6 protein-coding genes and 4 pseudogenes are annotated in these 11,107 nt (G+C 66.1%); 3 read left to right on the top strand and 7 right to left on the bottom strand.

Going from position 1 to position 11,107, the window contains the following annotated elements; translation table 11 throughout:
- Positions 1-664 precede the first annotated feature (664 nt).
- Both ltrA and Ato02nite_RS53415 read left to right on the top strand, forming a co-directional pair.
- Entirely contained in the window at positions 665-1,924 is a 1,260-nt protein-coding gene (gene ltrA / locus Ato02nite_RS48370; RefSeq protein ID WP_213013499.1) for a group II intron reverse transcriptase/maturase, read from the top strand.
- A 561-nt stretch (positions 1,925-2,485) separates the two neighbouring features.
- Positions 2,486-2,589: pseudogene (locus Ato02nite_RS53415) on the top strand (transposase); the annotation flags it as partial.
- 50 nt (positions 2,590-2,639) lie between these two features.
- Here the strand turns inward: Ato02nite_RS53415 and Ato02nite_RS48365 are convergent.
- Both Ato02nite_RS48365 and Ato02nite_RS48360 read right to left on the bottom strand, forming a co-directional pair.
- Positions 2,640-4,175 (bottom strand): cellulose binding domain-containing protein, encoded by a 1,536-nt coding sequence (locus Ato02nite_RS48365; protein ID WP_213013498.1) that lies wholly within the window; start codon positions 4,173-4,175, stop codon positions 2,640-2,642.
- A 196-nt stretch (positions 4,176-4,371) separates the two neighbouring features.
- Positions 4,372-5,877, bottom strand: a complete 1,506-nt coding sequence (locus Ato02nite_RS48360) for a cellulase family glycosylhydrolase (protein WP_213013497.1) — start codon at positions 5,875-5,877, stop codon at positions 4,372-4,374.
- A 204-nt stretch (positions 5,878-6,081) separates the two neighbouring features.
- Between Ato02nite_RS48360 and Ato02nite_RS48355 the strand changes: the two genes are divergently transcribed.
- The gene (locus Ato02nite_RS48355; RefSeq protein ID WP_213013496.1) at positions 6,082-7,353 is read left to right on the top strand and encodes an ROK family transcriptional regulator; all 1,272 of its coding nucleotides are present in this window, start codon (positions 6,082-6,084) and stop codon (positions 7,351-7,353) included.
- Positions 7,354-7,448: 95 nt separating this feature from the next.
- Here Ato02nite_RS48355 and Ato02nite_RS52355 read toward each other — a convergent pair.
- The 5 genes and pseudogenes from Ato02nite_RS52355 to Ato02nite_RS48335 form a co-directional block, all read right to left on the bottom strand.
- Positions 7,449-8,150, bottom strand: a pseudogene (locus Ato02nite_RS52355) (transposase family protein); the annotation flags it as partial.
- Between the two features lie 189 nt (positions 8,151-8,339).
- Positions 8,340-9,206 (bottom strand): alpha/beta fold hydrolase, encoded by an 867-nt coding sequence (locus tag Ato02nite_RS48345; RefSeq protein ID WP_213013495.1) that lies wholly within the window; start codon positions 9,204-9,206, stop codon positions 8,340-8,342.
- Between the two features lie 575 nt (positions 9,207-9,781).
- Entirely contained in the window at positions 9,782-10,159 is a 378-nt protein-coding gene (locus tag Ato02nite_RS48340) for a hypothetical protein (protein WP_213013494.1), read from the bottom strand.
- A 161-nt stretch (positions 10,160-10,320) separates the two neighbouring features.
- A pseudogene (locus Ato02nite_RS53165) lies at positions 10,321-10,470 on the bottom strand (alpha/beta hydrolase); the annotation flags it as partial.
- 225 nt (positions 10,471-10,695) lie between these two features.
- Positions 10,696-11,107, bottom strand: a pseudogene (locus tag Ato02nite_RS48335) (hypothetical protein); the annotation flags it as partial.

Raw genomic sequence — 11,107 nt, 5'->3', positions numbered from 1 at the left:
ACGCATGCAATACCGCACCCGCGTGGTAGTCCGCCGACTGCCATGGGTGGGGCGCGGATTGCTAGTGCGTTGACCTTGAAGGATTCCTTGTGCCCTGAACAGTGAAGGAGACCTTGTTTGTAGGTGGTTTCTGGAGTTGATGCTGTGCGAGAGATGAAGGTTTTGGCCCTTCGGAGGCGCCCATTTGGGGGGAGGCTTCAAACCGCCACATGCTGCGTTGGCTGAAGACCGTCGTGGTGAGCGATGTGGAAAAGGCACACGTGATGTGTCAGGTGGGGATCAGGGAGACGATCGTCGTTCGAGGTGTCGTTATTCAATGAATTGACATCGAAACCGGGATATAGGAATTGTTCCCGGGATGAGCCTGGCGGGTGCCCGACTTGTTGGCCAGGTGGTGTCCGGCATAGAGGCGACGTGAGCTTGGTCTGCTGCTCTCGCATGGAACAGGGGAAGGCATGCCCGGATACGGCCGCTGGTTGTTGCCGGTGGTGAGAGGGAGTGTCCTGAGCGGCTTGAACCGTGAGGGGGTCGAGTACCGTTGCCGGGCGTGCTGGCGGACCGACTCGTAGTAGTGATGAAGACTGTTGTAATGGCGGTCGAGCGAAGGGGTCGGGTCGTTCGTGGTCTTTTCGTCTGATCAACCGGTGTTCCCGGGAGGAGTCATGTGGAGAGGCAGAAGTCAGCGGAAGGTAAACCGTTCGAGATTGCCAAGCAGGAGGTGTGGGACGCCTACCGGCAGGTGAAGGCGAATCAGGGTGGATCGGGTGTGGATGGTGTGGGTATGGACGTGTTCGAGAAGGATCTGAAGAACAATTTGTACAAGATTTGGAATCGGATGTCGTCGGGCACATATTTTCCGCCGCCGGTGAAAGCGGTCGAGATCGCGAAGACGCATGGTGGGGGTGTTCGGGTTTTGGGTGTTCCCACGATCGCGGACAGGGTCGCGCAGACGGTGGTGGCTCGGCGGTTGGAGGCGAAGGTCGAACCGGTCTTCCATCCCGACTCGTACGGGTATCGGCCGGGCAGGTCGGCGTTGGACGCGGTGGGCGTGTGCAGGCAACGCTGCTGGAAGTACGACTGGGTGGTCGATAGGGACATTCAGAAGTTCTTCGACAGTGTCGATCATGCGCTGATGGTGAAAGCGGTGGAGAAGCATGCTGATGTCCCGTGGATGGTGTTGTATGTCAGACGGTGGCTGGTCGCACCGTTGCAGTTGACGGACGGCACGTTGCTGAAGCGGGATCGGGGGATGCCGCAGGGTTCTGCGGTGTCGCCGGTGCTGGCGAATCTGTTCATGCATTATGCGTTCGACATGTGGATGGTCCGGAATCATCCGGGGAATCCGTTCGAACGGTATGCCGATGATGCGGTGGTGCATTGTGTGAGTCTGGATCAGGCGGAGCGTCTGGTCGAGGCGATCGCGGCGAGGATGGAAGAGGTTGGGCTGCGGTTGCATCCCGATAAGACGAGGATTGTGTATTGCAAGGACGCGAACCGGCGGGCAACATATGAGCACACCGCGTTCACGTTTCTGGGGTACACGTTCCGTCCTCGCGGAGTCCGGAATGAGCGTGACCAGGTCACGTTCACCGGGTTCGCGCCGGCAATCAGTAAAGACGCCCTGAAGAGGATCAGCGGAACAGTCCGCCGGTGGTGGCTGGGCCGTAGAACGAGTTGGACACTTGCCGATATTGCACGGTGGATTAATCCTGTCGTGCGTGGCTGGATGCAGTATTACGGACGGTTCAACCGTTCCGCACTATATCCGTTCCTGAAGCGTATCAATGCCTACTTGGTGCGTTTCCTGCGTAACAAGTTCGAGCGGGCACGATCCTTCAAGAAGGCTCAAGCGGGCTGGCAACGTATTATCGACCGGTACCCGAAAGCCTTCGCCCATTGGGCATGGGTCACCGCCTTCTGGTGATCAGAACGACAAGAGCCGTATGACGGGAGACTGTCACGTACGGATCTGTGAGAGCCGGAGGGTGAAACTCCCTCCGGCTACTCGGCCGGGTTCAGCAGCCTTGCCGGGCCGGCCCGGTGATCGCCGTCCGAGCCCGCGATCGGCTGGCAGTCCGAGCCCGCGACCGGCCGGTGGTCCGAGCCTGCGTTCGGCTGGCGGTCCGAGGCTGCCGAGGGCCTCAGCCGCACGAAGCGGGTATGCCTGACCAGTGCCGCCGGTTCGCCTTCGGTGTGACGGCCCGTTTTCCGGCTGGCCCGCCCGGACCGAAGCGGTCTCCGCGTTCTGGGCGATCCTCTCCTATCACGGGAGGTGGGCTGGAACATGGCGGGCAAGGTGTGTCATAGCGGCAGACCCGTTCTCGGCCTTGTGGATTTGCTGCGCCGGCCGAACATCAGTTCAACAAGATCGGAACGCCGTCACCACGCACCTGGTGGTGAAACCGCGGCGGGTATTCCAGCCAGCGGCCACCCGACCTCATCTGCGCGCTCTCGCCGGCCGGCCTGGCCGGCCGGCGAGAGTGCCAAGATCCGCGAAGGGAAGGTCGCCAACCGGCCATCTACGTCGCATTGGCGGTCACTGCCGAAGTTGCCCGCGACATTCTCGGGTTGTGGGCCGGCGATGGCGGCGGCTCGTTACCCGTATCGATAACGAGCCGCTGAGCTGCGCCGAGGTGGGCTTACCAGGTAATCGGCAGGGTGGATAGATGCTGGGTCAGGGTGGTGGCGAGGATCTGGTGGTCGTGCTGCGATGGGTGCCAGTCGCAGCCGAGGAGATCCATCCCGAGGGCGTTATTGTCGTAGTACAGCGACGACACTCGGGCGTCACCATTGTCTTTGCGCGTTTTGACGATCTGCTGGATCGAGTCAGCGAGTGCGGTGGTGAGGTACGACAGGTCGGGGTAAGTGAGCACGATCTCGGTGCCGGCGCCGTAGCGGGCCCGCAGCTTGTCGATGAACGCCAGGTAGGCGGCCCGGTAGTCGGCGGCCAACTCGTCGAAGTTCGCCCACTTCTCGCCGGCGTTGGGCGCGGTGGAGAAGTCGTTGATGCCGAGACCGATCACCACGACCTGCGGCTTCCAGGTGCTCGGGACCGGCCACACCGTGCTGTTCCACAGGGCCTGCAGGTCGGTGTCGTAGTAGGTACGGAAGGTGGTGTCCGGAGTCTGGCCGTTGTAATTGCGCACCATGCCCATGCCGGACCAGGCGTTGATCTGGTAGTCGGCGTTCAGACCACGCGCGGTGAGCGCGCCGAACGCGGCATCGGCGTTGGAGTTCCGGGTGACGCCGGTGCTGGCGCAGTCACGCGAGGTGGACATGTCGCCGTAGCCCGCGGTCCACGAGTCGCCGATGAACTCGATCTGCCGGCTGCGCGCGGCTGGCTTGGCCAGGATCGCGCCTCCGGCGGCGGGGACGAGCCCGCCGAACTCACCCGCAGCCCACGGGCTTTCGGTGCGCTTCGCAAGCCGTACGGTGTGGTCGCCGTTCGCCAGATCCTTGACCCAGTAAGTGATCTGTCCCGGTGCCACCAGGGTGGCGACCGTGGTGCCGTCGACCGCGACGACGTAGTCGTTGTTGGAGTCGTTGATGACAAGGCCCACGCCGGTGCCGCGGAAGCGGCCCTCGAAGTAGGTGCCGGGCCAGGTGTACTGCACGCCCGCATCAGTCGTCTTGAGCCGGCCCACCGTATGGACCTGGTCCAGGACGCTTACCGCTGGGCCCGGCGTGGTCGATGCCGTCGGGCTGGCGCTTGGGCTGGGGCTGGCGCTCGAGCCGGTTGGGGTGGGATTCACGCTGCCGGTGCAGGCGATACCGTTGAGCGTAAAGGCGGTGGGTACCGGGTTCGAGGTGCCGTTCACGGTGGCACCGAAGCCGAATGAGGTGGTGGCCCCGGTGGCGATACTGCCGTTCCAGCTTGCGTTCGCCACGGTGACGAGCGCACCGGACTGGTTCACGGTGCCGTTCCATAGCTGTGTGACTTGCTGCCCGGCGGTGAACGACCAGGCCAACTGCCAACTGGTGATCGGGGTGCCGAGGTTGGTAACGTCGACGTTCGCGACGAAGCCGCCGGTCCACTGGCTCTGCACGGTGTAGGTGACCCGGCAGCCGGCGGCGGCCTGCGCGGCGAGGGCGTTCGCGAGGACGGCACCCGCGGCGACGGTCAGAGTGGCGACGACGGTGACGGCCGAACGGGACCGAAGACGAGACGGTCGCATCTGTGCTCCTTCCCAGGCGGTCTCGGTCCGGTCGGGGGACTGGAGCGTCCCAGGCGGAGTCCGATCAGGCCGCCAAAAGATAGATGACGGGGAATTGACGAGGCTGGCTGTATTCGGACGAGTAATGGGAAATTGTGGTGCGGTAGGGGACTCCTTCGGCCGGCCAGCGTTCGTGCGGCCGGCCGAAGGCAAGTGATTACAGGTAAGGGCTTTGGGTCAGCAGGTGGGCCTTGAAGCCTTCGCCGATGCCGGGTTCCGGTGTGCCGGCCCAGTCCTTGATGAGTACGGCGCCGGTGGTGCAGCCCCAGGGATTCCAGGTCCAGGCCAGATATCCCATTTCGTGCTCGTCGGCCCAGTCCACCAGCCGTTGCATGTAGTCGAAGGCGCAGTTGTCCTGGCCGAACTCACCCACGACCACCGGCACCTGCTGCGCCAGCGGGGCGATCTGACTGTCCCAGCAGGATTCTGTCGCGCAGGCGTTGAAGCTGTACGCGTGCCACGACGCGGCGATGTTGTTCAGCGGGTCGACCGGCTTGTACGCCAGCCATTCCCGGAGATCGTTGGCCCACTCCAGGCCGCCGATCATGAGCAGGTTGGTGGCCCCGGTGGCGCGGACCGCGTCGACCAGGTCCTGCATCCCGGCCGTCTCGTAGGGCAGGCCGGTACAGGTGCCGCCGTCGCGCAGGCACTGCCACCCGAGGGTCTTGTCCCATTCGGCGGGCATGTCCGGGTAGGGCTCATTGAAGAGGTCGAAGACGACCGCGTCGTTGCCCTTGAACGCGTTGGCGACGCCGGTCCAGAACTGCGGGGCATTCTGTGCGTCGGGCATCGGCTTCTGGCAGGTGGCGTGCTCGTCCTTGCAGTGCCAGTCTGGGCTGTTGGTGTAGGCGCCCCACGTCCAGTGCAGATCGACGATCACGTTGATGCCGTTGGTGACCAGCAGATTCACGTAATCCTTGACCCCCTGCTGGTAGACGGCGCCGCTGGGTGTCCCGTTGAGACCGAGCCAGCATTCCTCGTTCAACGGGACGCGTACGGTGCTGATGTTCCAGGTCTTCATGGCGTCGACGGATGCCTGGTCAACCGGGCCGGAATCCCAGAGCCCTTTGCCCTGCACGCAGGCGAACTCGCCGCTGGAGCGGCTCACTCCCAGCAGCCGGTACGCGCGGCCGTCCGCGGTGACGATCTTGTTGCCGGATACCTTGAGCTCCGGAGCAGGTCCACTGGCCGGCGGACTGCTCGGCGGGGTACTGGGCGGGACAGATGGAGGATTCGACGTTGGTGGAATCACGGAACCGGTGCATGCGGTGCCGTTGAGTGAGAAGGAGGCTGGTACCGGATTGGTGCCGCTCCACACCCCGGTGAAGCCGATCGATGTGGACGCCCCGGTGCCGAGCGAGCCGTTCCAGCTCGCGCTGGTCGCCGTGACCCGGGCCCCGGACTGAGCCCAGGTTGCACTCCAGCCCTGGTTGACCTTCTGGGTAGTGGCCGGGAAGTCGAACACGAGTGTCCAGCCCGTCACGGCCGAGCCGAGGTTGGTGATGCCGACGTTCGCGGTGAACCCGCCGGGCCATTGGCTCTGCACCGTGTAGGTCACCGAACACCCCGTGTCCGCCGCCGCGGCCGGTGGCGTGACCGAGGCTATGGCGCCGGCCACAAGGGCGGCGGCGCCCGAGGCCAGCAGAGTGCGACGAGATCTCATCGTCTGATCTCCTAATTCTCCAGGGGGACGTCGTAGACCGTATGGGAGCGCTCCCAAACCTTATTTAGGCCATCTACCTAAGTCAATGGCTTGTCTGCACCGGGAGCGACTCGACCGTCCGGCCCCGTGGCGTTCCCGGAAGGGTGTTGGTGGCACAAAGTAAGCTTGTCGACAAAAGTGAATGTCGTCCGTCGAGGAGGGTGCATGGCGGCCAGCGCGCTGTGGGGCAGTAGGCCGAAGACCCGCGGGGTGGTGCTCGACTTGATCCGGGCGGCGCGCACCATCAGCCGAGTCGAGCTCGCGGCTTCCGCTGGCCTGACGCCGCCGACGATCTCCGAGGTGGTCCGAGACCTCATGAGCGACGGACTGGTGGTCGAAGCGGGGCGCGGCGCGTCGACCGGCGGCAAACCACCCACGCTGCTACAGCTCAACGCGTTGGCCCGCTATAGCGTCGGAATTCAGCTCGAACGCAACACCTGCGTCATCGTCGTCGTCGACCTGGCTGGCCGGCAGGTCGCCAGAACCTCATTCCGCGGTACGGCGCAGATGTCACCGGAGAAGGCACTTCCGTTCTTGGCCGCGCAGGTGAACGCAATATTGGACACCGCGGCGGTGGGCCGCGACAGGGTGCTCGGGGTCGGCCTGGTCAGTTACGGCCCGCAGGACCGGCACGCCGGCCTGCTGTTGACTCCACAACCGACCGACGCCTGGTACGAGTATCCGGTCGCACCTCGACTCGCCGAGATCCTTCGCATGCCGGTCCTGCTCGACAACGACGCCGCCGCGGCCGCGATCGGCGAGTACTGGTTGGGCACGGTCGACCCGCACAGCACCTACGGCTGCATATACATGGCCACGGGGATCGGTGGCGGGGTCGTCGTGGCCGGCGAGGTGTATCGCGGCAGTTCCTCCAACAGCGTGGAGATCGGCCATATCTCCCTCGATGTGGACGGCGGCGAGTGCCCGTGCGGCAACCGCGGTTGCCTGGAGAATTACGCCGGTCCGTCCGCCGTGGTGCGGCAGGCGCTCGAAATGCCAGGGCTCGCCGATCACCTGGCGCTCGACCCGACCGGGACCGACTTCCTCACCGAGTTCGCGCGCATCGCCGCCGCCGCGAACGCCGGCAATCTGCAGGCGCGGCACCTTATCGAACGGTCCGCTCGGTATCTGGGCTGCGCCGCGGTAACGATCACCAGTCTGTTCGATTTGGACCTGATCGTGCTTGCAGGCCCGAGCTTCGCCGTGGCCGGCTCGATCTACCAGACGCTGATCCAGCAGGAGGTGGACCGGCGCACCTTCGCCCGCCGGGCACACCCGGTTCGTGTCGTGCCGTCGGTCAGCGGGTCGGACGCGGCGGCCATCGGTGGAGCCGTTCTGGTGCTGCAAAGTGAGCTGGTCCTCGGCCGTGCTCGCGTGGCGGCCGGCAAAGCCTTGTCGCTGGTCCTGCCGGTGGTGGAGGCGACCGAGGCGACCTGACTGCCGTCATTGCCGGTGCCATCTGCCATCGTGGTTCCACCACACCCGGCGACCGGGTTGCTCGGCGGCTCGTCGCCGCCGCAGCTCACGAAGCTGGCCAGCCGGCGTGGCGACATTGGCGGGCGGTCGCCTTCGGCTCGGCCTTGGGTGATGTGGCGGACCAGCAGGTTCATGCTGCCGGGGTAGCCCAGGGCCTTGATCTCGCGGAACAGGTGGAGATTGCCGACGGCGGGGTCTTGCTGACGGCGTCGGCGCAGGTGTTCGCGGTAGGGGTCGACCAGCGTGAGCCGGTATTGCGGGGCGCGTTGCAGTCGTTCGGGTTCGCTGGCTCGGGCGCAGCGTTTGATCGTGTTCAGCGACACGTTGAGCCGGCGGGCGCATTCGAGCAGGCCGACGTTCTGCTCGAGCAGGGCGTGGATTTGCTGCCAACGCTCCCGGGTGCTTTGAGCGCGAGGCCCGTCCTGCATACGGCCGGCCTTGGCCCAGCACACGCTGTGCGCGGCGACCTCTTTACCGGCGGCTTCGACCAGGCCGTGCCACAGGTGCCACCGGAACGTCCGGCGGCAGCCGGACGTCGGGCAGACCAGTCGACGCACCCGGACCACCACCTGCACCCGCCGGGCGTCGACGGGTAAGTCGCCCACGGTCCGCTCGTGCCGGCCGTGCACCCGCGCCGTCAGCACGCCCCAATCTGGGCACGCCACCGCCGTCAACGGCGTAGACGCTCGCACCACGATCCTGTCGCCGGCGTCCTCAACCTTCTCGATGACCAGCGGCGCCAACCCGCCGAACACCACTCCAACAAGATCATCAGCAGCGCACCGCGACTACTATCCAACATGGACATACGCGCGCTGCGTCACCACCGAAAGAGCGCCAGAGCCGATCTTGGCACGGACGCGGCGGTTCCGGCAGGCGCGATCGGTGATCTCCGCGTGGTTTGTCCCTTCGACCGTGGCCGTCGAGGAGGGCCACCTCGTGCGGCCCTATCGCTGGAGGAAGTCGAGGGCCTTGGCGACGAATTGGGCGTGGAACTGGAAGATGCCGCCGTGCCCGGCGTCGGGGTAGATCACCAGGTCGCTGTCCGGTAGGCGCCGGGCCAGGTCGAGGGAGTTCGGGGTGGGCACCATCCGGTCGGTCTCGCCGTTGGCCACGAGCACAGGCTGGTGGATGGCGGAGAGGTCGTGTGGGCGTTCCAGTCCCCAGGTGTGGATGGCGTCGAGCTGGGAGAAGTAGGACTTGAGCGTGATCGGCTTGTCCCGGCCGGTGGTGCGTTCCTTCAGTCGGGCCAAGAACTCCTTACCCGCCCGGCGACCGTTCGGGGTCCGGGTGAAGAAGAGGAACTGTTTCGGGTCCTGGAAGGTGAGCAGCGCCCGGACGGTGTCGAAGTGCGAGAGTTTGGTGACGTTTTTGATGCCCTCGCCTCCGGCCGGGCCGGTGCCGGCGAGGATCAGTTTGCGGAAGAGCTGAGGTTCGCTCTGCACCATCACCTGGGCGATCATGCCGCCCATGGAGAAGCCGAGCAGGTCGACCTGGGTCAGGCCGAGCGCGTGGATGAAGGTGAGAGCGTCGGCCGCCATCGCCTGGATGGTCTTCGGGGTGGTGCCGGTGGAGGCGCCGACGCCCCGGTTGTCGAACGCGATGACGTGGTGTTTGGTGGCGAGGCCGTCGACGACGCGGGGGTCCCAGTTGTCCAGCACCGCGGCCAGGTGCGTCACCAGGACCAGCGGGACGCCGGTCTTCGGGCCGAGCTCGCGGTAGGCGAATTCGACGCCGCCGGCGGAGACGGTACGGGTGGGCACGTTCTTGTACGACGTCACCACGCCGTTGCGGGCTTCCTGACGGTTGTCCATGGCTATCTCCTTGTCTGATGAACTCTTGAGCGAGGCGGTCCCAGTGCGAAGGAGCGAGGTGACGTGCCTCAAGACTGGTTGAAGTATGAACGTAATATAATCGCTCCGCAAGGTCCGGAGCTCATCAGATGAAGCGAGCACACATACGAGGGTTTCGTCGTCGAGCACTGCTGCAAGGACGGCCCTTTCAGGCCGCCCCCGTGCCGAACCATGGTGCGACGCGGGAGCGACAGCCCAACCGAGGATGGGCTTGGACTCTTCCCAACGGGCTGGGCGTGCGCGCCGAAGTGCGGGTACGCGAGTTCCTCACCGAGGCGGGCTTCGACGTCCCCGCTGGCCTCGGGCACCACGCCGTCGCGCAGCTGAGCACACTCTCGTGGCAGGCTGACTGACGAAGCCGGCCAGAGGCGGCTGCTGGAGGAAGTGCGACAGGGCGGCGGCTGCGGCGGTGGGTGCTTCCTCGGCGAGGAAATGTCCGGCGGAGGTGATGGCGGTCGTGGACACGTTGGCGGCGTAGGACTGCCAGATGGCGGCGACGTCGTAGTGCCGGCCGGCGAATCCCGCGGCGCCCCACATCACGAGCAGCGGGCAGTTGATCCGGTCGCCGCGGGTGTAGCCGGCGTCGTCGTGCTCCAGGTCGATGGTGGCCGCCGCGCGGCATTCCCGCAGCTTGCCGCGATGGCGGCGGGGTCGCGGAAGTGCGTGACGTACTGCTCGACGGCGGTCTCGTCGAACGGGTGGCCGCCGGCGGACCAGGCGGCCAGCTTCGCGCGCAGGTAGAACTCGGGGTCGCCGGCGATGAGGTGCTCCGGGAAGCCGGGCGGCTGGGCGTGGAAGAACCAATGTTCGTAGGCCATCGCGAGGACTGTGTCCGCGGTGGCGAAGACGTGCCGGGTGGGCACGATGTCCAGGACTGCGGCGCGGCTGACCCGGGCGGGGTGGTCGAGGCACATCCGGTGTACGACGCGGCGCCGCGGTCGTCTCCGACCGCGGCGAAGGTGTCGAAGCCGAGAGACTCGCTATCACCGCGACCTGGTTTGCGGCCATGGCTCGTTTGCTGTATTCGGTGTGGTCGGCGCCGGCGGCCGGTTTCGCGGAAACCGCCATAGCCGCGTAGATCCGCCAGCACGACGGTGTGGCGCTCGGCCAGGATCGAGGCGACCTGATGCCACATCACATGCGTATGCGGATAGCCGTGCAGCAGCAGGACCGGTGGTCCGGTGCTGGCTGTGCGGCCGGTGATGCGGATCCCGTCGATGTCCACCTCGACCGGTGCGAACCCCGCGAGCAGCTGTGCCACGTCGTCCGCTCCCGCCTCGGTGGGGTGCGCCGCGCACCGGCGTATCCGCGCTCTGCTGCCTGCTATCGGTTCAGTTTGACGATCATCGTGCCGTGGTTCTCGCCGCGCATCAGCGCGAGGAACGCGTCCAGGATGCGGGCTCCGGCGCTGCGCGCGAGACGCTGACGCTTCTGCTCAACCGGCGTCCCATCACCGGCCTTCGGTGCCGAGCAGTGTGAGGGCGCTCTGGATGCCCTGCTCGAGGATGACGTCTGCGAGTTGCCGGTCGGCCAGGGCACGGGAGAGTTGCAGTGTCCCCACCATCAGAGCGTAGATGCTGAACGCCTGCACCCGTGCCGATCGCGGGTCTTGGGGCGCCACCCGAGCGGCGACGTCGTCGATGACGGCGAGGACACCGGCGGTGTACGCCCGTCTGGTCGCGTCCGCGCAGCGGGCGATCTCGTCGAGCAGCGCGGCCGACGGGCAGCCGTGCTCGGGGCTGTCGCGGTGCTGGACCGAGAGATAGGTCCGCAGGATCTGCTCGACCCCGGCATGGCCGGGCGCCGCCGCGCCGAGGGCCTCGCACTGCTCGCGGAGCTGGTCGGCGACCGCGGCGGCGACC

It is taken from the genome of Paractinoplanes toevensis (assembly GCF_018332695.1).
Taxonomy (GTDB): domain Bacteria; phylum Actinomycetota; class Actinomycetes; order Mycobacteriales; family Micromonosporaceae; genus Actinoplanes; species Actinoplanes toevensis.
Note: the sequence above shows the minus strand (reverse complement) of the source record. Positions and strands in the feature narration are given on the sequence as shown.

Coding starts and splice junctions, on each gene's coding strand:
- Ato02nite_RS48365 (WP_213013498.1), bottom strand. CDS start 4,175: ATGCGACCGTCTCGTCTTCGGTCCCGTTCGGCCGTCACCGTCGTCGCC.
- Ato02nite_RS48360 (WP_213013497.1), bottom strand. CDS start 5,877: ATGAGATCTCGTCGCACTCTGCTGGCCTCGGGCGCCGCCGCCCTTGTG.
- Ato02nite_RS48355 (WP_213013496.1), top strand. CDS start 6,082: ATGGCGGCCAGCGCGCTGTGGGGCAGTAGGCCGAAGACCCGCGGGGTG.
- Ato02nite_RS48345 (WP_213013495.1), bottom strand. CDS start 9,206: ATGGACAACCGTCAGGAAGCCCGCAACGGCGTGGTGACGTCGTACAAG.
- Ato02nite_RS48340 (WP_213013494.1), bottom strand. CDS start 10,159: ATGTGCCTCGACCACCCCGCCCGGGTCAGCCGCGCCGCAGTCCTGGAC.